General features: G+C 62.7%; 19 protein-coding genes. 5 read left to right on the top strand and 14 right to left on the bottom strand.

Features of this window, described 5'->3' with window-relative positions; translation table 11 throughout:
- Positions 1-19: 19 nt before the first annotated feature.
- Both ileS and lspA read left to right on the top strand, forming a co-directional pair.
- Positions 20-2,875, top strand: coding sequence for an isoleucine--tRNA ligase (ileS, locus tag FSY45_RS09165; protein ID WP_148748054.1), 2,856 nt, complete (start codon positions 20-22; stop codon positions 2,873-2,875).
- Positions 2,876-2,992: 117 nt separating this feature from the next.
- Positions 2,993-3,508, top strand: coding sequence for a signal peptidase II (gene lspA / locus FSY45_RS09160; protein ID WP_003066135.1), 516 nt, complete (start codon positions 2,993-2,995; stop codon positions 3,506-3,508).
- A gap of 59 nt (positions 3,509-3,567) precedes the next feature.
- On the opposite strand, the gene FSY45_RS09155 is transcribed toward lspA, so the two are convergent.
- Entirely contained in the window at positions 3,568-3,855 is a 288-nt protein-coding gene (locus FSY45_RS09155; protein WP_052951140.1) for a hypothetical protein, read from the bottom strand.
- Between the two features lie 288 nt (positions 3,856-4,143).
- On the opposite strand from FSY45_RS09155, the gene FSY45_RS09150 reads away from it, so the two are divergent.
- Positions 4,144-5,808 carry a Na/Pi cotransporter family protein gene (locus FSY45_RS09150; protein WP_034362175.1) on the top strand — a complete coding sequence of 555 codons (1,665 nt, stop codon included), beginning with the start codon at positions 4,144-4,146 and terminating at the stop codon, positions 5,806-5,808.
- Between the two features lie 13 nt (positions 5,809-5,821).
- Here FSY45_RS09150 and FSY45_RS09145 read toward each other — a convergent pair whose 3' ends face one another.
- On the bottom strand, positions 5,822-6,637 hold the full coding sequence (locus FSY45_RS09145; RefSeq protein WP_046462574.1) for a DUF4743 domain-containing protein: 816 nt from the start codon (positions 6,635-6,637) through the stop codon (positions 5,822-5,824).
- Positions 6,638-6,786: 149 nt separating this feature from the next.
- On the opposite strand from FSY45_RS09145, the gene FSY45_RS09140 reads away from it, so the two are divergent.
- Complete coding sequence (locus FSY45_RS09140; protein WP_046462573.1) at positions 6,787-7,686, top strand: DMT family transporter; 900 nt, start codon at positions 6,787-6,789, stop codon at positions 7,684-7,686.
- A 66-nt stretch (positions 7,687-7,752) separates the two neighbouring features.
- Here the strand turns inward: FSY45_RS09140 and FSY45_RS09135 are convergent, their stop codons facing one another.
- From FSY45_RS09135 to FSY45_RS09095, 9 genes are all read right to left on the bottom strand, one after another.
- A complete protein-coding gene (locus tag FSY45_RS09135) occupies positions 7,753-8,550 on the bottom strand; it encodes an SDR family oxidoreductase (RefSeq protein ID WP_003066126.1) in 798 nt (265 codons plus the stop codon).
- 106 nt (positions 8,551-8,656) lie between these two features.
- Positions 8,657-9,964, bottom strand: coding sequence for a DUF3422 family protein (locus tag FSY45_RS09130; protein WP_034356463.1), 1,308 nt, complete (start codon positions 9,962-9,964; stop codon positions 8,657-8,659).
- 126 nt (positions 9,965-10,090) lie between these two features.
- Positions 10,091-11,602 (bottom strand): tripartite tricarboxylate transporter permease, encoded by a 1,512-nt coding sequence (locus FSY45_RS09125; RefSeq protein WP_003066124.1) that lies wholly within the window; start codon positions 11,600-11,602, stop codon positions 10,091-10,093.
- Positions 11,603-11,617: 15 nt separating this feature from the next.
- Positions 11,618-12,106 (bottom strand): tripartite tricarboxylate transporter TctB family protein, encoded by a 489-nt coding sequence (locus FSY45_RS09120; protein WP_003066123.1) that lies wholly within the window; start codon positions 12,104-12,106, stop codon positions 11,618-11,620.
- Positions 12,107-12,297: 191 nt separating this feature from the next.
- On the bottom strand, positions 12,298-14,100 hold the full coding sequence (locus tag FSY45_RS09115; protein ID WP_046462572.1) for a GspE/PulE family protein: 1,803 nt from the start codon (positions 14,098-14,100) through the stop codon (positions 12,298-12,300).
- Positions 14,101-14,206: 106 nt separating this feature from the next.
- On the bottom strand, positions 14,207-14,569 hold the full coding sequence (locus FSY45_RS09110; protein WP_046462582.1) for a FlxA-like family protein: 363 nt from the start codon (positions 14,567-14,569) through the stop codon (positions 14,207-14,209).
- Positions 14,570-14,636: 67 nt separating this feature from the next.
- Complete coding sequence (locus tag FSY45_RS09105; protein ID WP_046462571.1) at positions 14,637-15,500, bottom strand: spermidine synthase; 864 nt, start codon at positions 15,498-15,500, stop codon at positions 14,637-14,639.
- 15 nt (positions 15,501-15,515) lie between these two features.
- Entirely contained in the window at positions 15,516-16,052 is a 537-nt protein-coding gene (locus FSY45_RS09100; RefSeq protein WP_003066118.1) for a DNA-deoxyinosine glycosylase, read from the bottom strand.
- A 100-nt stretch (positions 16,053-16,152) separates the two neighbouring features.
- A complete protein-coding gene (locus FSY45_RS09095) occupies positions 16,153-16,974 on the bottom strand; it encodes a TatD family hydrolase (RefSeq protein WP_034362191.1) in 822 nt (273 codons plus the stop codon).
- Between the two features lie 169 nt (positions 16,975-17,143).
- Here FSY45_RS09095 and FSY45_RS09090 point away from each other — a divergent pair, with 169 nt between their 5' ends.
- Complete coding sequence (locus FSY45_RS09090; protein WP_046462570.1) at positions 17,144-18,568, top strand: methyl-accepting chemotaxis protein; 1,425 nt, start codon at positions 17,144-17,146, stop codon at positions 18,566-18,568.
- A gap of 88 nt (positions 18,569-18,656) precedes the next feature.
- Here FSY45_RS09090 and lolD read toward each other — a convergent pair whose 3' ends face one another.
- The 3 genes from lolD to FSY45_RS09075 all read right to left on the bottom strand — a co-directional run bounded on the left by lolD (position 18,657) and on the right by FSY45_RS09075 (position 21,141).
- Complete coding sequence (gene lolD, locus FSY45_RS09085; RefSeq protein WP_046462569.1) at positions 18,657-19,346, bottom strand: lipoprotein-releasing ABC transporter ATP-binding protein LolD; 690 nt, start codon at positions 19,344-19,346, stop codon at positions 18,657-18,659.
- Entirely contained in the window at positions 19,339-20,592 is a 1,254-nt protein-coding gene (locus FSY45_RS09080) for a lipoprotein-releasing ABC transporter permease subunit (RefSeq protein ID WP_046462568.1), read from the bottom strand. The genes lolD and FSY45_RS09080 overlap by 8 nt, the downstream gene beginning before the upstream one ends.
- A gap of 78 nt (positions 20,593-20,670) precedes the next feature.
- The gene (locus tag FSY45_RS09075) at positions 20,671-21,141 is read right to left on the bottom strand and encodes a MarR family winged helix-turn-helix transcriptional regulator (protein WP_046462567.1); all 471 of its coding nucleotides are present in this window, start codon (positions 21,139-21,141) and stop codon (positions 20,671-20,673) included.
- Positions 21,142-21,251: the final 110 nt, after the last annotated feature.

Here is a 21,251-nt window from a genome sequence, read left to right as displayed (position 1 = left end):
ATTGCTTTCAAGGTTTCCCATGTCTGATTCGAAGTCCAACAAGCCCGAAGCGTCCGCTTACCGCGCCACGCTGAACATGCCCGACACCCCTTTCCCCATGCGCGGCGACCTGCCCAAGCGCGAACCCGCCTGGGCCAAGGAATGGGATGACCAAGGCATCTACAAGAAGCTGCGTGACGCCCGCAGCGGCGCGCCCAAGTTCATCCTGCACGACGGCCCTCCATACGCCAACGGCAAGCTGCACATTGGCCATGCGGTGAACAAGATCCTCAAGGACATGATCGTCAAGAGCCGCCAGCTCGAAGGCTTCGACGCGCTCTACGCACCGGGCTGGGACTGCCACGGCCTGCCCATCGAGAACGCCATCGAGAAACTGCATGGCCGCAACCTGCCACGCGACGAGATGCAGGCCAAGAGCCGCGCCTTTGCCGCCGAACAGATTGAGCAGCAGATGGTGGACTTCAAGCGCCTGGGCGTGCTCGGCGACTGGGATCACCCCTACAAGACCATGAACTACGCCAACGAGGCCGCCGAGCTGCGCGCCTTGAAGAAGGTGATGGAGCGTGGTTTTGTCTACCGCGGCCTCAAGCCCGTTTACTGGTGCTTTGACTGCGCCTCCTCGCTGGCCGAGTTCGAGATCGAATACGCCGACAAGCAAAGCCAGACCCTGGACGTGATGTTCCCCGCTGCCGAGCCAGCCAAACTGGCCGCAGCATTCGGCCTGGACAAGCTCGATAAGGAAGCCTTCATCGTCATCTGGACGACGACGGCCTGGACCATCCCCGCCAACCAGGCGCTCAACGTCAACCCCGATCTGGAATACAGCCTGGTGGAGACCGAGCGCGGTCTGCTGATCGTGGCCTCCGCCCTGGTCGAGAAATGCCTGGCCCGCTGGAAGCTGGAGGGCCGCGTGCTCGCCACCGCCAAGGGCGAAAAGCTCGACCACATGCCCTTCAAGCACCCGCTGGCCCATGTGGACAAGGGCTTTGACCGCATCTCGCCCGTGTACCTGGCCGAATACGCCACCGCCGACGACGGTACCGGTATCGTGCACTCGGCCCCTGCCTATGGCGTGGACGACTTCAACAGCTGCATGTCCAACGGCATGGACTACAAGCAGATCCTGAACCCCGTGCAGGGCAACGGCGTGTACGCGGCCGATCTGCCCATGTTCGGCGGCCAGCATATCTGGAAGGCCGTGCCCGTCATCCTCGACGCCCTGAAGGTCGCGGGCCGCCTGATGGACACCACCACCATCAGCCACAGCTATCCGCACTGCTGGCGCCACAAGACGCCCGTCATCTACCGCGCTGCCGCCCAGTGGTTCATCCGCATGGACGAAGGCGAAGGCGTGTTCACCGATCCCGCGCAAAAGCCCGAGAAGACCCTGCGCCAGATCGCGCTGGACGCCATCGAGCAAACCAACTTCTACCCGCAAAACGGCCAGGATCGCCTGCGCGCCATGATCGCCGGCCGTCCCGACTGGTGCATCTCGCGCCAGCGCTCGTGGGGCGTGCCCATCCCCTTCTTCCTGCATGTGGACACGGGCGCTCTGCACCCCCGCACCATGGAGATCATCGACCAGGCTGCCACCATGATCGAGCAAGGCGGCATCGAGGCCTGGAGCCGCGTCAGCACCGAAGATATCCTGGGTGCCGAAGAGGCCAAGAGCTATACCAAGAGCACCGATATTCTGGAGGTGTGGTTCGACTCGGGCTCCACCTTCTGGCATGTGCTGCGCGGCACCCATCCCGAGCACCACCACGACCACGGCCCCGAGGCCGATCTGTACCTGGAAGGCCACGACCAGCACCGCGGCTGGTTCCACAGCTCGCTGCTGCTGGCGTCGGCCATCTTCGGCCGCGCGCCCTATCGCGGCCTGCTGACCCATGGCTTCACCGTGGACGGCCAGGGCAAGAAGATGTCCAAGTCGCTGGGCAACACCGTGGCGCCGCAGGACGTGTCAAGCAAGATGGGCGCGGAAATCATCCGCCTGTGGGTGGCCTCGACCGACTACTCGGGCGACCTGGGCATCGACGACAAGATCCTGGCCCGCGTGGTGGACGCCTATCGCCGCATCCGCAACACGCTGCGCTTCCTGCTGGCCAACACCAGCGACTTCGACGCGAGCAAGGACGCCGTGGCCTACGGCGAGATGCTGGAGATCGACCAGTTCGCGCTGGCCCGCTCGGCCCAGCTGCAGCAGGAAATCCTGGCCCACTACAAGGTCTACGAATTCCACCCCGTCGTCGCCAAGCTGCAGCTGTTCTGCTCCGAAGACCTGGGCGGCTTCTACCTGGACGTGCTCAAGGATCGCCTCTACACCAGCGCCCCCAAGAGCCTGGCACGCCGCTCGGCCCAGACCGCGCTCTACCAGATCACCCAGGCGCTGCTGCGCTGGATGTCGCCCTTCCTGTCCTTCACGGCCGAGGAAGCCTGGAAGATCGTGGGCCACAGCGAATCCATCTTCCTGGAGAAGTTCACCGAGCTGCCCGCCGGCGACGAAGGCCTGCTGGCCAAGTGGACGCGCCTGTGCGAGATCCGCAACCAGGTCAACAAGGACATCGAAGTGGTGCGCACCACCGGCGCCGTGGGCTCCTCCCTGCAGGCCGAAGTCACGCTCACGGCCGAGCCCGAGGACCTGGCCCTGCTGCAAAGCCTCAAGGACGATCTGAAGTTCGTCTTCATCACCTCGGCAGCGACTGCCGTGGCCGGCGATGCCCTGGCCACCACCGTGAAGGCCAGCGAGCACGCCAAGTGCGAGCGCTGCTGGCACTACCGTGAAGACGTGGGCGTGAACCCCGAGCACCCCTCGATCTGCGGCCGCTGCGACAGCAATCTGCACGGCACGGGCGAAGTCCGCACCAAGGCTTGAGTCTTCAAAAAGTGAGCTGCCAGCGTATGCTGGCAGCCATTTTCAGCATTTATTCTTGCTGAAATCCTTTTGAGTCAAGCGCTAACCGCTATCAAAAAACCTTAGCAAAGAGCTGCCATGAGCAACACCCAGACCTCCTCCGCAGGCCTTGGCCGTATCTGGCCCTGGCTGCTGTGGGCGCTTGTCATCATCGGCGTGGATCAGGTCACCAAGCAGATGATTCTGAGCCACTACCAGTATGGGGACTGGACTCCCATCACCGGCTTCTTCAACATCGTGCGCGCGCACAACACGGGCGCAGCCTTCTCCTTCCTTGCGGGCGGCAGCGGCTGGCAGCGCTGGCTGTTCGTGGCCATAGGCGTGATTGCCACCGTGCTCATCGTCTGGCAGCTGCGCAAGCACCCCGGCGAGAAGATGTTCTGCCTGTCGCTGTCCAGCATCCTGGGCGGGGCTATCGGCAATGTGGTGGACCGCCTGCAACACGGCTATGTGGTGGACTTTCTGGACTTCTACTGGGGCAGCAGCCACTTTCCGGCATTCAACGTGGCCGACATGGGCATCACGCTGGGCGCCATACTGCTGATCCTGGATGAGGTTTTGCGCGCAAAACGCGCCAAGAACCAGAGCGTGTAAGCGCCAGTCGCTTTCCATCGGCAAGGCCCGCTGCCTCTCTAGCAGACAGCGGGCCTTGCTTATTCCGCCCCGCTCCGGCAGGATTCGGCCGACTCGTAGACGGGCTCGGCAGCACCTTCAGGCATATCGCGCTGAATATGACTGCCCGCAGACAAGATGATGCCGCCCCGGACCGCGGACTGAACCAGCGTGATGTGCGTCAGCTGTTCTTGCTCGGCCATCTGCTGTACCTGCCGCTGATTGATCCATGCAATCTGCGCCGGCCCGAGCAGCGTGGAGATGGACAGCAATACCGCCACCACCCATTGCCAGATGCGCAGCGGCCGCCTGGGCTTGCCGCGCCGCAAATGCCATAGCTGCCATGGCTGCCAGCAACATCAAAAGAAAGCTCACCGCAGCAGCACCGGGCATGGCAGGAATCATGAACCCGCCTTTTTAATAGCATCGAACGCAATACCGATATACGGAAAACTCGGTCGCCTCTGAAATCTCATCCGTAGAAACGATGTTTCGAATAATTCGTTTTTGTTCTATTGTGTTCCTTATTCCGCACTTATTTGTGCGTGAAGAGTGAGCCATCGGGGCAGACCGGCCTCACTCAGGGGTATATTAGGTCGCTCCTTCGCGGGCAGAACATGAAGCATTTATTGAATCTTTTAGCAGCCATTGCCCTCTTGATCTGGGGCTCTCAGATGGTTCGCACCGGCGTTCTGCAGGTCTTCGGCGCAAACCTGCGCAACATTCTCGCCCGCAGCATGAGCAACCGTTTCTCGGCAGCACTATCTGGCATGGGCGTCACGGCCCTGGTGCAATCAAGTACGGCCACCTCGCTGATGACCTCGTCCTTTGTAGGCCAGGGTCTGATCACCCTGCCCTCGGCCCTGGCCGTGATGCGCGGTGCCGATGTCGGCACGGCTCTGATGGCCGTGCTGTTCTCCACCGATCTTTCCTGGCTGTCGCCGCTGTTCATCTTTGTCGGCGTGGTGCTCTATATCTCGCGCAAGGACTCCAAGCCCGGTCGTATCGGCCGCGTGCTCATCGGCCTGGGCCTGATGCTGCTGGCCCTGCGCCTGGTGGTGGAAGCCACCGAGCCCCTGCTGCAGGCCCCTGCCGTGCGCACCCTGCTGGCCTCGGTCAGCAGCGATCTGTTCATGGAATTGCTGCTGGGCGCGGTACTGGCCGTGCTGGCCTACTCCAGCCTGGCCGTGGTGCTGCTGATTGCGGCCATGGCCAGCTCCGGCGCCATTCCGCTGGATGTGGCTCTGGGCCTGACCCTGGGCGCCAATCTGGGCAGCGGCCTGGTCGCGGCGCTCACCACCGCCAAATCGGCGGTGGAGGAGCGCCAGGTCACCATAGGCAATCTGCTGTTCAAGATCATGGGCGTGGCCATCGTCGCGCCCTTTATCGGGCTGTGGTCGCAGTACGCCCAGCCCTATCTGGCCAACGCCGGCCAGAACGTGGTGATGTTCCATCTGGCGTTCAATATCTTCAACAGCCTGTGCTTCATCGGCCTGACCCAGCTCGTGGCCCGCTGGGTGACTGCCATGCTGCCCAAGCCCGAGGAAGAAAGTGCAGCCAAGCTGCTGCGCCCACGCCACCTGGACCCCTCGGCCCTGTCCACCCCTTCGCTGGCCATAACCTGTGCCGTGCGCGAGTCACTGCATCAGGCCGACGTGGTGGAGTCCATGCTGATCGGCCTGCAAAAAGTGGCTGAAACCGACGATGCCAAGCTCTCCGAGGAAGTGCGTCACCTGGAAGGCACGGTGGACGATCTGTACTCGGCCATCAAGTACTACATGACCAAGATCTCGCGCGCCGAACTCGACGAGCGCGAAGGTCAGCGCTGGACGGAAATCATCAGCTTCACCATCAATATGGAGCAGATCGGCGATATCATCGAGCGCGTGCTGCTGGATCTGGAAGACAAGAAGATCAAGAAGGGCCGCCAGTTCTCGGCCGCCGGAAAACAGGAAATTCACGAGCTGACCCAGCATCTGCTGGACAATCTGCGCCTGGCCATGAGCGTCTTCCTCAACGGCAATGTGCGCGAGGCGCAAAAGCTGCTCGAGGAAAAAGCGCGCTTTCGCGATCTGGAACTGGCCTACTCGGCCACCCATCTGGAGCGCCTGTCGCAGCACACGGTTTCGAGCATAGAGACCAGCTCCCTGCATATCGACATGATCAGCGACCTCAAGCGCATCAACTCGCTGCTGTGCTCGGTGGCCTACCCGATTCTCGAGCAGGCCGGAGCCCTGGCGCCCAGCCGGCTCAAGTCCACCGCACTGGAGAACCAACGCTAGCTGCTCTGCCGCCCTACCATCCCATGTAGGCGGCAAGCACCAGGGAGGCCTCGGGGGTGAAACGCCCCTGCAGCATCCAGCCCTGGACCTCGGTCAGCTCCAGCCGCTCGAAACGCTGTACCTCGCCATCCTGATTCACAGGCTGCAGCGCATCGGGTACCAGGGCCGAGAACCAGTCTATGCGCTCGACCATATAGCCCTGTCCCTCTGCTTCGTCGCTGGGTCTTGCGAACATCACATTTCCGCCGTGCCGAAGCTCGCCGAGTTCTGCCACATGCAGACCGGCCTCCTCCCAGGTTTCACGCGCCAGCGCCTCGGCCAGACCATCTGCCGCCGAGACCATGCCGCCCATCAAGGTATCCCACATGCCGGGGTTGTTGGCCTTGTCCTCCGAGCGCTGCTGCACCCAGATCGAGCCATCCGCGCAGGCACCCACCAGATGCACGGCTCTGGTGGCGATGCCCAGTGGCCGCACGGCACCACGCTCGACGGTTGCCAGTTGCCGGCCCTCGGCATTGCAGACCGCCAGTTGTTCGTTGCGCCAGGCACCGGCAAGACCGGCGCTGCGCATGGCCTGTGCCAGCCGGTTCAGATTGTCCGTCGCCCCGCCCTGGCCTTCCAGCCGCCATTGCCCGGCCAGCAGCCTCAGCGCTATTCCGTGGGCCACCAGCAGATCAGACCCCAGCTTGCGCGCAAAGTCTTCCTCGATACTGCCGATCTGCTGATCATCAATGCACAGCGGCTGGCGCGGGCGCAGAGGCTGCCTGCTGGCCATGGCCTGCTGTGCCTGCAGCCATTGCTGCTGGAGCGACGTGGTTTGCTGCTTCATGAAAAATCTCCCAAGCCTGCATTGTGCTCAGCTTCGCAAAACGGGAAGGCTTGCATCACTATTGAGGGCTACCGGTTTGCCGCCAACTGCCGCCGCCACACGGTGTGACAGGCCCAAAGACCAACGGTCGCACGTTACAGTGGCAACCCATGAATTCCCCCCTGAAACCCGCCACGGTCGCCATGCTCAGCCTGGCTCCGGCACTGTGGGCCGGCAATGCCATCGTGGGCCGACTTGCTCACGACCTGATCTCGCCCTTTGCACTCAACTTCCTACGCTGGTGCATCGCCTTTGTGCTGCTATTGCCGCTGGCATGGCGGGTGCTGCGCAAGGACAGTCCGATCTGGCCGTTGTGGCGGCAGTACATGCTGCTGGGACTGCTGGGCATAGGCTGCTACAACGCCTTGCTGTACTTGGCGCTCAAGACCTCGACTCCGCTGAACGTGACGCTGGTGAGCTCGAGCATGCCGGTCTGGATGCTGGCCATAGGCCGGCTGTGCTGGGGCATTCGCATCAGCCGCCGGCAGATGGGCGGGGCTTTGCTGTCAGTGCTGGGCGTGGCGGTGGTGATGTCGCGCGGCGACTGGCAGACGCTGCTTGCTCTGCGCTTTGTGCCCGGCGACCTGTTCATGGTGCTGGCGACGATTGCCTGGGCTTTCTACACCTGGCTGCTGTCGCGCAGCACCGGCCCCCAGGAAGTGAAATCGCACTGGGCCAGCTTTCTGCTCGCACAGATCGTTTTCGGCCTGCTCTGGTCCGGCCTTTTCACGGGCGGCGAAGCCTTGCTGGGCGAGTTCCGCCTGGTGCCGGGCTGGCCGCTGCTGGGCAGCCTGCTGTTCATCGCCGTGGGCCCGGCCATCCTGGCCTACCGCTTCTGGGGCATGGGCGTGCAGCGCTCCACGCCCGCCATTGCGGGCTTCTTCGGCAATCTGATTCCGCTGTTCACGGCCCTGCTGTCGATTCCCGTGCTCGGCGAAACCCCGCACCTCTACCACGCGCTTGCGTTTGCGCTGATCGTGACCGGCATCGTCGTGTCATCCCGCAAATAAGCGGCTTCCCACCCAGACAAAAGCCCCGCATTGCGGGGCTTTGTCGTTTCAGTACTCGATCACGGATCAGTAAGTGCCGGGATACAGACCGCCGTCGGGCAGGATGTTCTGGCCCGTCATATAGCCGGCCTGGCGGCTGCACAGGAAGGCACAGATGGCGCCGAACTCTTCGGCCGTGCCAAAGCGCTTGGCAGGGATCTGGGCAGCCTGGGCCTGGCGCACGGCATCCAGGTCCTGGCCGCTCTTGTTGGCCGCGGCTTGATGGGTTGCCACCAGACGGTCGGTGTCGAACTTGCCGGGCAGTATGCTGTTGATGGTCACGCCCTTGGCGGCGATGCCCGAACGCGCCAGGCCGGCCACAAAGCCCGTCAGACCGCTGCGTGCACCGTTGGACAGGCCCAGGATGTCGATGGGCGCCTTGACCGCGCTCGAGGTGATGTTGACGATGCGACCGAAGCCACGCGCAGCCATGCCATCCACCGTAGCCTTGATCAGCTCGATGGGGGTCAGCATATTGGCGTCCACCGCCTTGATCCAGGCCTCACGATCCCAGGTGCGGAAGTCGCCAGGAGGCGGGCCACCGGCGTTGGTCACGACGATGTCGTAGTCCTTGCCCGGGCCGCCGGCGGCTTCGAACACTGCGGTGCGGCCTTCTGGCGTGGTGATGTCTGCGGCGACACCGATGACCTTGATCTGAGGAGCAATGGCTTGCAGCTTCTGCACGGCCAGCTGCAATGCCTGGTCGTTTCTGGCGTTGATGACCAGATTCACTCCCTCTTCGGCCAGAGCCTTGGCACAGCCAAAACCCAAACCCTTGCTGGCGCCGCAGACCAGAGCCCAGCGCCCGGCGATACCAAAGTCCATGTCAGTGTCCTTTCACACAGTTTCCAAGCCGGACAAACTGCCCGACGCTATCAAAATCAATAACCGCTAGAGCTTTATCAGAAAGCGCTGGCATCCAATTTCATGCTCAATGACTGCGACCATGAAACAGCTTGTGGTGCAGCCTGCGCAGCGACCACCAGACGCCCAGTGCCACAACCGGAATGGCCACGGCCGCCGTCGACTCGGGCGACCAGGGCCAGCCCAGCTTCTGCCCGCCCTTGGCCAGATAGCTGATCAGGCCGGTGATGTAGTAGGTGATGGCCGCGACCGACAGGCCTTCCACCGTGGACTGCAGCTTGAGCTGGGTGCCCTGGCGGTCGTTCATCGTGCCCAGCAGCTGCTGGCTGCTTTGCTGCTGCTCGATCTCGACGCGCGTGCGCAACAGACTGCTGACACGGGAGACTCGCTCGGACAGCGCATTCTGACGGCGTGTCGCCCATTCGCAGGTGGCGCGCGCAGGTGTAAGTCGCCGGTCCATGAATTCACGGATGGTCTGGATGCCATCCACCCGCGTCTCCTGAATTTCCTGAATACGCCTGTCTACCAGCTCGAAATAGGCGGAACTGGCCGAGAAGCGCGAATGCGTGGCCGCATATTCGCTCTCCACCTGGCCCGCCAGCCGCGTCAGGCGGTCCAGCAGCGCCGGTTCGGTGTCGCGGTCGGCAGCGCGGATGGCATTGGCCAGTTCGGCCAGTTCACGCTCGGCCGTGGCCAGCACGGCTGCAGCCTTGCGTGCGGCGGGCAGGCCCAGCAGCGCCGCCATGCGATAGGTCTCGATCTCCAGCACGCGCTGCACCAGACGGCCCAGGCGGCGCGGGGACAGATCGGCACCGGCGAGCAGCAGCATGCGCGAGAAGCCGTCAGGGTGAATCGCAAAGTCGGTAAAGATGGCCCCCGCACCGCCGGAGACGCGCGAGCCGACCAGGGTATCGGCCTGCAACATATGACGCATCAGATATTGCGGGTCCACATCCTGCTCGTTCAGCGCCCACAGATGCAGACTGCTCAGGCACTGCCCTGGCAGGGTTGCCAGCCAGTCGCGCGGAACGGCGTCAATGGCTGTCTCGGGCTCGCGCACATCGGCCACGCCGGCTTGGGCCATGGGCGTCGTGAAGGTCCAGGCCACAAACTCGGTGTGCTGCTCCCAACGCAGGCGAAACGCACCCAGGTCGATCAGCACATGGGTGGTTGCCGCATCGGGCAGAGGGCGATGGTGGTTGCGCAACAGGGCCGCCACATGCTCGCGGCTGGCTTCACGCTGTGCCGCATCGGTGAGCATCACGATATGCGTGATGGCCAGAGGGGCCTGCATGATTTCCGCAGGACGGGCATGAATTTCGTTGTGCAGCAAGACCCGCTGAGGGTGCTGCGCGGGCAATAAAGACAAGGCCATGCAATCTTTCGAATAACTGCAGCTATTTTGCCGCCCTAATCCATAGTCCCAGAAACAAAGGTCCTCATATAAAAAAAGCGGCCCCGGAAGGGCCGCTTTAACGATGATCAGCGATCAGGTTGACGATCAGTCTTCCACGAAAGCTTCTTCACGCTTGTTCTTCACTGCGGGCATCAGCACGATCACCAGCAGCACCACGGCAGCAGCCAGCAGGCAGGCGGAGATGGGGCGGGTCACGAACACGGACCAGTCACCACGCGACAGCAGCAGGGCACGGCGCAGGTTTTCTTCCATCATCGGGCCCAGGATGAAGCCCAGCAGCAGAGGAGCAGGTTCGGTACCCAGCTTGTGGAACACATAGCCGATGAAGCCGAAGATACCGACCATCCACACGTCCCAGACGTTGTTGTTGGTACCGTACACGCCGATCGCGCAGAACAGCACGATGGACGGGAACAGCCAGCGATAAGGCACGGTCAGCAGCTTGATCCAGACGCCGATCAGCGGCAGGTTCAAGATGATCAGCATCAGGTTGCCAATCCACATGGAGGCGATCAGACCCCAGAACAGTTCGGGGTTGCTGGTCATCACCTGAGGACCGGGCTGGATGTTGTGGATAGTCATGGCACCCACCATCAGCGCCATCACGGCGTTGGGAGGAATACCCAGGGTCAGCAGAGGAATGAACGATGTCTGAGAGCCGGCGTTGTTGGCGGATTCAGGAGCGCACACACCACGGATATTGCCTTGACCGAAAGGAACTTCGCCGGGCTTCAGCTTGGTCTTCTTTTCGATGGTGTAGGCAGCGAAGGCCGACAGCATGGCACCGCCACCGGGCAAGATACCCAGGGCCGAACCCAGAGCCGTACCGCGCAGCATGGCTGGCAGCATGCGCTTGAAGTCTTCGCTTGTGGGCAGCAGACCCGTCACCTTGGCAGCGAACACTTCGCGCTCGTCGTCGGGCTTGGACAGGTTGGCAATGATTTCGCCGTAGCCGAACACACCCATGGCGATCACGACGAAGTCGATGCCGTCGGTCAGTTCAGGAATGTCGAAGCTGTAACGAGCCACACCGGAGTTCACGTCGGTTCCGACCATGCCCAGCAGCAGACCCAGCACGATCATGGCGATCGCCTTGAGCAGCGAACCGGAAGCCAGCACCACGGCACCGATCAGACCCAGGGTCATCAGCGAGAAGTATTCAGCGGGGCCGAACTTGAAAGCCACTTCGGTCAGGGGTGGAGCGAAGGCAGCCAGGATGACGGTGCCCACGCAGCCGGCGAAGAAGGAGCCGATACCAGCCGCTGCTAGCGCAGGGCCTGCTCGACCTTTTCGCGCCATCTGGTAGCCGTCGATCACGGTCACCACCGACGAGGATTCACCTGGCAGGTTCACCAAAATGGCAGTGGTGGAGCCACCGTACTGGGCGCCGTAGTAGATACCGGCCAGCATGATCAGCGCCGCCACGGGGGGCAGAGCGTAAGTGGCGGGCAGCAGCATGGCGATGGTCGCCACGGGGCCAATGCCGGGCAGCACGCCGATCAGCGTACCGAGCAAACAGCCCACAAAGCAGTAGATCAGGTTCTGGAACGTGAAAGCCACGCCAAAACCCGTCGACAAGTTCTGAATCAGATCCATGGACGATGCTCCTGATTAGCCTGCAATGAAGCTAGGCCACACTGGGAACTGCAGATTCAGCGCCCACACGAAAGCGAAATAGCTACCCACTGCCAGCACGGTGGCCAGGATTGCTGTTTCCTTGAAGTTGAAACTATGACCGCCCAGGCTGGCGATGAAGACCAGCGCATAGATAGCGATGATCAGACCGAACTGAGGGATACCCACAGCAGGCACGCCCACCAACAAGATGCCGAAGGCAAAGTTGGCTGCCAGGATGAAGAACACCTGCCTCCAGGCCCACTTACCGATCTTGTCACCACCTTCGGGGCCCTTGGTCAGGCCGCCGACGCAGATGGCTGCACCCAGGATGGCCATGAGCACACCCAGGATCAGAGGGAAGTAACCTGGACCCATACGGGCGCCGGTGCCAATGGTGTAGTTGGAAGCGCCGATCGCAAATGCGAGACCGACGGCCAAGAACATCAGACCGGAGAAAAAGTCTTTTTGGCTCTTGATTTTCACAAAACGTCTCCTTACGGAAATCACGACTTGGCGATTCTCGTTTCATAGAAATGCCAAATTGATGTGGATTCCACCTACAGAGGGCATACCCTAATGCCGACGCTTTGTACACATTTACCGCATTCAACCCAGGCCAATGCCGGCCTGCACTTGCTACACCAGCCAAGAAGCAAGCACTAGCACCCGGACTTTCAGATTTCGCTCATCAGCGGCGTGCAAGCCAGCACCTCGGGCAAGGTGGTCACGCCCTCGGCAACGCGCAAAGCCCCGGCCAGGCGCAGAGGGCGCATGCCGTCCTGCACGGCCTGACGGCGCAGAACGTCCATGGACGGGGCATCGTGAATCTGCTTCTTGAGGGCCTCGGTCACCATCAGCAGCTCGTACAGGCCCATGCGGCCTCGGTAGCCTGTCATGCGGCAATCCTCACAACCCACGGGCTTGTAGGGCTGGTAACTGCCGGTCAGCTTCCAGGGCCTGACCGATTCGGCCAGATCCTCGGGCTTTGCGTCTTCATCGCGCACCTTGCAGCTGAAACACAGCGTGCGCACCAGACGCTGGGCCAGCACGCCCAGCAAGGTGGCGTTGATCAGATAGGAAGGTACGCCCAGCTCCATCAGGCGGCTGACGGCGCTGGGCGCATCATTGGTATGCAGCGTGGAGAAGACCAGGTGGCCGGTCAGTGCAGCCTGCACCGCCATCTCGGCAGTGGCCAGATCGCGAATCTCGCCCACCATGATGATGTCCGGGTCCTGACGCATCAGCGCACGCAGGCCCTCGGTGAAACCGAAGTCGAGCTGGGGCTGAACCTGGGTCTGATTGAAGCTGGGCTCGATCATTTCGATGGGGTCTTCCACCGTGCTGACATTGACCTCCTCGGTCGCCACACGCTTGAGCGTGGAGTACAGCGTGGTGGTCTTGCCCGATCCCGTGGGGCCGGTGACCAGGATGATGCCGTGCGGACGCTTGACCAGATCTTCCCAGCGCTGCGCGTCATGGACACTGAAGCCCAGCGCATCCAGATTCTTGACCGTGTTCTCCGGGTCGAAGATGCGCATCACCATCTTCTCCCCAAAAGCCGTGGGCAAGGTGGACAAGCGCATTTCCACCTCCTCGCCGCGCGGGTTGCGCGTCTTGATGCGGCCATCCAGTGGGCGGCGCTTTTCGACCACGTCCATGCGCCCCAGCAACTTGACGCGCGCCACCATGGCATTCAGCACGCCCATGGGCATCTGGTAGACCGGATGCAGCACGCCATCGATGCGAAAGCGGATCACGCCCTGCTCGCGCCTGGGCTCCAGATGAATGTCGCTGGCCCGCTGGTCGAAGGCATACTGCCACAGCCAGTCCACCACGCGCACCACGCCCTGGTCGTTGGCATCGAGCTGCTTGTTGCTTTTGCCCAGCTCCACCAGCTGTTCAAAACTGGCGCCACCGGTCGCTCCACCGGCTTTCTCTGCCGCACGCACGGACTGGGCCAGGGCGAAGAACTCTGCCGTATAGCGCTTGATATCCTGCGGATTGGCCACCACGCAGCGCACGCTGCGGCGTGCCTGCCGCTCCACCTCGCTCACCCAGTCGCTGATGAAGGGCTCGGCCGTGGCAATCACCACCTCCTTGGCCGTCACCTGCACGGGCAGTACCTTGTGACGCTCGGCATAGCTGGCGCTCATGACCTCACCCACGCGGCCCACATCCACGCGCAGCGGATCGATGCGCAGATAGGCCAGACCGCTGCGCTGTGCCAGATACTGGGTCAGGGTCTCCAGGTCCAGCGGCTGACGCGTCTGGGCGCTGACAACACCGACATTGGCGAGCCGCACCAGCGGCAGCTGCGCGCTCTCCGCGGCCGAGCAGCGCGCAACCGTGCGCTCGGCCTCCTGCGCCGTGATCACAGCGTCTTCCTGCAACCATTGCACCAGCTTGCGCCAGTCCAGCGGTCCCTGGTATTGAGCAGGCTTGATGGACTGTGGCAGAAGGGATTCAGTCAATGACATGGGCGGCAGTGGCAACAAAACTGCCTTGACTGTACCGCCATCGGCCCACGCTCCTGACTAGGACGATACAAAGCAGGCGGACGATGGCATTCATCTCTGATGCAGCTCAGGCGTATTCGTCCAGCAGCCCGCCCAAGCTGCCCTGGCCCGGATTGCCGCGACTTCTGCTCTGCGCCTGCTCATCCCGCTTTTGCTGGACTGCCTCGGTCCCACGCTGGCCAGCCTGCTGGGCTTGCTGTGCCTGCTGGTTCTGCAAGGCCTCTATCTGGGCCTGCAACATCTGGATCTTGGCCTGCAGCAGTTGCGCTTGCTGCTCCTTGGTTTTGGCATCAGCGTCGCTGTTGGCAACTTCCTTGAGTTCGTTGGTGGCATCCTTGATCTGCTTTTGCAGCTGCTGGATACGCGATGCCGCGCCGGCCCCCGAAGAGGCTGAGCCGGCAGAACTGGATGAGATGGCACTGATCGTCATGTCCATATCATCGGCACAAAACCGCAGCCCTCAAGGCCTGCACCATCAATTTACTCAGGCTTTGCAATTACACGGTAGCGCCCCGGCCGATGCGGCTGACTTTGGCTTTGCCCGTCTTGCTGCCTGCTTCTGCATCGCGTGCCGGCACAAACACCTTGGCCCAGCGGGTGGTGTTCAATTCCCAACGGGCCTGCACCTGATCGCAGGCCAGATCCAGCTCCGCGCCCTGCAGCACACGCGGCGTGCGCTGTGCCAGCACCACGGTATTGCCTTCGCGTGTGGGGCGGAAGGCCCAGAGAGCGTCCTCGCCAAAAGCCTGGGCCATCTGATCCAGGCTTTTGTCAAAGCTTGAGGAGCGGCCAAAGAGGTTGACGGTCATGATGCCGTCCTCGGTCAGCAGATTGCGGCAATCGGCATAGAACTCGGCGCTGTCGAGCACGGGAGCCGCCGCTTCGTGATCGTACAGATCGACGGCCAGCGCATCGACAGTGCCCTGCCATTCGGGCTTTTTGATTTCCTGGGCTGCATCGGCCAGCACCACCTGCAGCGTGCTGCTGTCGGGCGGCAGCTTGAACCAGCTGCGGCACACGGCCAGGACCTGAGGGTTCAGCTCGACCGCCGTGGTCTTCATGCGCAGTTTCTTGTGACAGAACTTGGTGATGGCGGCCGCTCCCAGACCCAGTTGCATGGCGTGCATCCGGGGCACTTCAGCAGGCTCGGCAAACAGCAGCCAGCCCATCATGCGCTGCACATACTCCAGATCGATATCAAAAGGATCGCGAATACGCATGGAGCCCTGCACCCAGGGCGTGCCCAGATGCAGATAGCGGATATCGCCGTCGTCGGAGACGCTGACTTCGGGCAGCTCCTGCACGCTGGCCGGATTCTTGTCTTGCGCGGATTTAGCACCGCCACGGGTTTTACGGATCACGTTTCACACCAATCTTCAAAGCAGGCCATGGGCCGCCAGCGCATGGCGCCAGGCCTGCAGTTTTCTATCGAACGACCAGCCGGCATTGGCCGGGCTGGTGGATGGCAGCTTGAGGGCGATCAGCCCCAGTGCCTCGGTCTGACGGGCATGCTTGTAGCTCTCGCCGCCGTTGTGCAACGCCAGTTGCAGATCAGGGCAGCGCTGACGCAGTCCGGCAAAGTCGTTGACCTGTGCCGCGCGAATGGCGCTGTCCAGACTGCCTTCGCGCTCGCAGCTCGCATACACATCCCACAGACCCAGCCCGCGTGCCAGCAGCCATTCGCAGCGGCCCGCATAATCACTACGTGGCGGCTGCAGATGTTGGGGCCACAAGGCCTGCAGCAGCGGCCAGAACTGGTTTTGCGGATGGGCGTAGTACTGGGCCTGCTGCAGCGACTTCATGCCCGGAAAGCTGCCCAGCACCAGGGCCCGCGTGCGGCCATCGGCCACCGCAGCCAGCCCCTGCCAGCGCGGGCCTGTCTCTGTCACGGTGGCAGAAGAATCCTCGGTCATGCCCTATTGTCGCCGAGCCATCATCATCCTGGATCTTGGGCTGACATTCAAAAAGATGAGCATGAGCCTCTTTGCCTGCAAAGGATAGCTACTGCCCCATCTACGGCAGTGCCGGCAGCCCTTTGAGCGCCTTACGTGCATTGGCCGTGCAGGCCTGCGCCAGCTGCTCAATGCCCATGCCGCGCAGCCGCGCGATCTCCGCCGCAATGCGCGGCAGCTCGGCGGAGCTGTTGCGCCCTTGGGGCTGACCGGCCGCACGCTGTTCGGCCGTGGTGTAGAGCCAGTGCGGCGGAATATCGGGAGCGTCGGTTTCCAGAACCAGCGCCTCCAGCGGCAGGCTGGCCGCCAGCTCACGCAGCTTGAGCGCGCGCTCATAGGTGATGGCACCGCCAAAGCCCAGCTTGAAGCCCATATCGATGAAGGCCTGCGCCTGCTGGGCGCTGCCGTTGAACGCATGGGCAATGCCACCCACAACCCTGTGCTGACGCAAGGTCTTGAGCAGACGATCGCTGCTCTTGCGCACATGCAGGATCACGGGCAACTCGAACTCGCGTGCCAGCCGGATCTGCTGCTCGTAGAACCAGATCTGGCACTGTTCGTCCAGTCCGGGGACAAAAAAGTCGAGACCGATTTCACCCACCGCCACCAGTTGCGGGTCGCCGCGCTGCTGATTCAGCAACTCGCGCAGCGCCGCGATATCGGACTCCTGCGCGCCGGGCGTGTAGAGCGGATGAATGCCCAGCGCATAGCTGTCGCCATGGCGATGGGCAAGTGCAATCACATCCTGCCAGTGGCTGCGCTGTACGGCAGGAATGACCAGATGCGTGACGCCTGCGGCCTGCGCAGCGGCGCGCACGGCATCTCTGTCAGGTGCGAACTCGGGCGCATCCAGGTGGCAATGGGTATCTATCCAGGTTGGCATCCACACATCATGCATCGGCTGGGCTGCTTGCGCAGCCCAGCATCGGCCGATGACACGTCAAGTGACTACAGACAGTTTCCTGTCTTGTCCTACGATTCACATATTGAAACAAATAAAACATTAAGCAACTTCACCCCCTGCCCTGCGCGACCGGCCAAAGGAGCATGTTATGACGGGACTTCTGCAAAGCACGCTCTGGCAACGCCTGAGCCAAAGTCATCAGCGCGCCGACATGCAGGGCAAGCTGGCCGCGCTGGATCAGGTGCAGGCCGTGATCGAATTCGATCTGCAAGGTCATGTGCTGACGGCCAATGACAACTTTCTGCGCACCATGGGCTATAGCCATGAACAGATCATCGGCCAGCATCACCGCATGTTCGTCGATGAGGAAACCCGCGGCTCTGTCGAGTACGCCCAGTTCTGGCAGCGCCTGGCAGCGGGTCTGCACGACAGCGGACGCTACCGCCGCATCAACAGCCAGGGCGAGGATGTGTGGCTGCAGGCCAGCTACAACCCGATCTTCGACAGCCAGGGCCAGCCGCGCAAAGTCATCAAGTACGCCACCGACATCACCGAGCAGCAACAGCACGAAGACGATGCCCGCGGCCAGCTCCAGGCCATTGCCAAGGTGCAAGCCATCATCGAATTCGATCTGAACGGCAACATCCTCACGGCCAACGATCTGTTCCTGCAGACCATGGGCTACTCCCTCGCCGAAGTCGTGGGCAGGCACCACAGCATGTTCGTCCAGCCGCACGAGCGCCAGTCCCCGGCCTATCAGCATTTCTGGCACAAGCTGGCACTGGGCCATCATGATGCCGGCCAGTACCTGCGCATAGGCAAGGCCGGCCGCCAGGTCTGGATCGAAGCCAGCTACAACCCCATACTCGACGCCGAAGGGCGCCCCTTCAAGGTCGTCAAGTTCGCCACCAACATCACACGCCGCGTGACCGCAGCCCAAACCCAGCGTGCCACGGTGGAAGGTCTGACCGAAAGCGCCAACCATGCGCGCCAGGCCAACGAGCTGGCCCAGGACGCCTGCAGCGTGGCTGAGGCCGGCGGCCGCACCGTGCAGGATGTGGTGACCACCATGGAATCCATCAGCGCCAGCTCGCGCAAGATCAGCGACATCATCGGCATGATGGACTCCATCGCCTTCCAGACCAATCTGCTGGCGCTCAACGCCGCCGTGGAAGCGGCCCGCGCCGGCGACCAGGGGCGCGGCTTTGCCGTGGTGGCCAATGAGGTGCGCCAGCTGGCCCAGCACAGCGCCGAAGCCGCCAAGGAGATCAAGCAGCTGATCCAGACCTCCGTCACCCAGGTCACCCAGGGGGTGAACCAGGTGCGTGAGGCCGGCACCACCATGGCCGAGATCGTGAACTCCTCGCGCCAGGTCACGCAGATCATGGGCGAGGTGGTGCAGACCTCGCTGGCCCAGTCCGCCAGGCTGCGCGAGGTCACCGACGATCTGACGGCGCAGGATGTTTCGGCCAATCCAGGCTCGGTCAAGCCGCGCCCTGCCGTGCCGCTGCAGGCTTCGGCCCGTGAGCAGGCCACGATCGCCATCCGGAACGCGGCGGTCGGCGCTTATTGAAAAAGGAAAAGCGCCCCAGGCACTTCATGAAAAAGGCCCGGCGCTGCAAAGGCTGCGACCGGGCCTTTACCCGTCGGCAGGCAGGAGATCAGGCCAGCTGTCCCTGCCCCAGCCTGACCATGCGATCGCAACGCGCGGCCAGTCCTTCGTCATGAGTGACCATCACAAACGCCGTGCCATGGCTGCGCGCCAGCTCCAGCATCAGCGCAAACACCGTATCGGCCGTGCCGCGGTCCAGGTTGCCCGTGGGCTCGTCGGCCAGCACGCAGGCCGGACGCGTGACCAGGGCACGTGCAATGGCCACGCGCTGACGCTCGCCGCCCGACAGCTCGGCCGGGCGATGCGCCATGCGCTGGCCCAGGCCCACGGCGCGCAGCATCTCGGCCGCGCGATCCATGCAGTCCTCCTTGGCATCGCGGCGAATGCGCAGCGGCATGGCCACATTCTCCTGGGCCGAGAACTCGGCCAGCAGATGGTGGAACTGGTAGATAAAGCCCAGATGCCGGTTGCGCAGCGCACCCTGCTTTTGCGGGCTGAGCTGGTGCAAGGGCTGGCCCATGAGGCTGACGCTGCCGGTGGAGGGTGCATCCAGCCCGCCCAGCAAGTGCAGCAAGGTGGATTTGCCCGAACCCGAGGCGCCGACGATGGCCAGCGTCTCGCCCGCCTGAACCTGCAGATCCACTCCCTGCAGCACGGTCACATCCAGCTTGCCTTCGGCAAAGCGCTTGGTCAGGCCGCGTGCTTCCAGCACGCTCTGGCCCATCACAACATCATTCATAACGCAGTGCCTCTGCAGGGTTCACGCGGCTGGCACGCCAGCTGGGGTAAATCGTGGCCACAAAAGAAAGAATCAGGGAAATCACAGCGATCGGCACGATGTCCGTGGACTGCGGCTCGCTGGGCATCTTGCTGATCAGGTAGATGTCCTTGGGCAGGAAATTGGCATGCAGCGCCTGCTCTATGGCCGGCACGATGACGTCGATATTGAAGGCAATCGCCAGCCCCAGCGCCAGACCGGCCAAGGTACCGATGACGCCGACCATGGCTCCCTGCACCATGAAGATGCCCATGATGGACGAGGGCGAGGCCCCCAGGGTACGCAGGATGGCAATATCGGCACGCTTGTCCTGCACGCTCATCACCAGGGTGGACACCAGATTGAAAGCCGCCACGGCCACGATCAGGGTCAGGATGATGAACATCATGCGTTTTTCGAGCTGCACGGCAGCAAACCAGGTCTTGTTCTGCTGCGTCCAGTCACGGATGAACAAACGGTCCGTCAAGGTGTCAGCGAGTTCATGCGCCACGCGCGGGGCCTCGTGCAAATCCTTGAGCTTGAGGCGAATGCCGGTCGGCCCTTCCAGGCGGAAGATGCGCTGCGCATCCTCGTAATGCATCATCACCAGCGCCGAGTCATATTCGTAGTGACCGGAATCGAAGGTGCCGGCCACCGTCATCTGCTTCATGCGCGGCAGCACGCCGGCTGGCGTGACCTGTCCGCTGGGAGCGATCAACGTGATCACATCGCCTTCGCTCACACCGAGATTGCGCGCCAGCTCGATGCCAAGCACCGCCTTGAACTCGCCGGGCACCAGACGCTTGAGCACCTCGCCGCTGGTGGCCGCCAGATCGGTCACCTCGCCCTCACGCGCCGGATCGATACCGCGCACCAAGGCGCCTTTCATATCCTCGCCGCGCGCCAGCAAGGCCTGAGCCGCCACAAAAGGCGCAGCCCCCACCACATCGGGGTTGGCTCTGGCCTCGCGCATGGTGCGCTCCACATCAGGCAGAGGCGCGCCCTGCGGGGCGTAGATTTCCACATGGGAGACGACGCTGAGCATGCGATCCCGCACTTCCTTCTGGAAGCCGTTCATCACGCTCAGCACAATGATCAGCGCCGCCACGCCCAGCGCAATGCCAAGCATGGAGACACCCGAGATAAAGGAGATGAAGCCATTGCGGCGTGTGGCGCGCCCTGCACGGGTATAGCGCCAGCCCACGGCCAGTTCGTAGGGAAATTGCATGTTGCCAGCATTGTGGCATTGCCGGCAATGCCCTGCCGGCGGCGCCAGCCTTATGCAATTTGACTGCCCACCGACCCTCTATCGGGGCGGCCTGCTGCGCCCTATGCGCGGCAGATCCGCGTATTGCTCGTGCTGCTCCAGCGTCACCGCATGGGCCTGAAGCTTGGCCAGCAGATCGTCAAACAAGGCCAACTCTTCATCGCTGAGGACAGACACGATGTCGGCATGAATCTTGACCATCTCGGGCAGGATCAGACCGTACATGCGCCGCCCCTCATCGGTCAGATACATGGCCACGCGCCGGCGGTCTCCATCCAGAGGCTTGCGCAGCACCCAGCCTTTTTCCTCCAGGCCGCTGAGCGCCCGCGAAGTGCGCGCCCTGTCCAGTTGCACCTTCTGTGCCAGCTCGGAGGACAGCAAACCCTCCTCGGTCGCCAGCGTCGCCATCACGCCCCATTCGCGGCGCGTCAGGCCGAAGCGGGCCTCGCACATGCGCATGGCCATGCCGCCCGCCACGCCGAAGAAGCGGCTGATGCGAAACAGCAGCATCTGCTGAATGGAGGTGGGTTGTCGGGTATTCACGGGGATGAGTTGATTAGATCAATTGTGGATGTCACTTCTACAGTGAGCATTCCCAATACAGAGACAAAGGGAAGTGC

The sequence above is a fragment of the Comamonas sp. Z1 genome, assembly GCF_008121555.1.
GTDB lineage: Bacteria > Pseudomonadota > Gammaproteobacteria > Burkholderiales > Burkholderiaceae_C > Comamonas > Comamonas thiooxydans.
The sequence above is the reverse complement of the archived record's forward strand: the minus strand, read 5'-3'. Positions and strand labels throughout refer to the sequence as shown.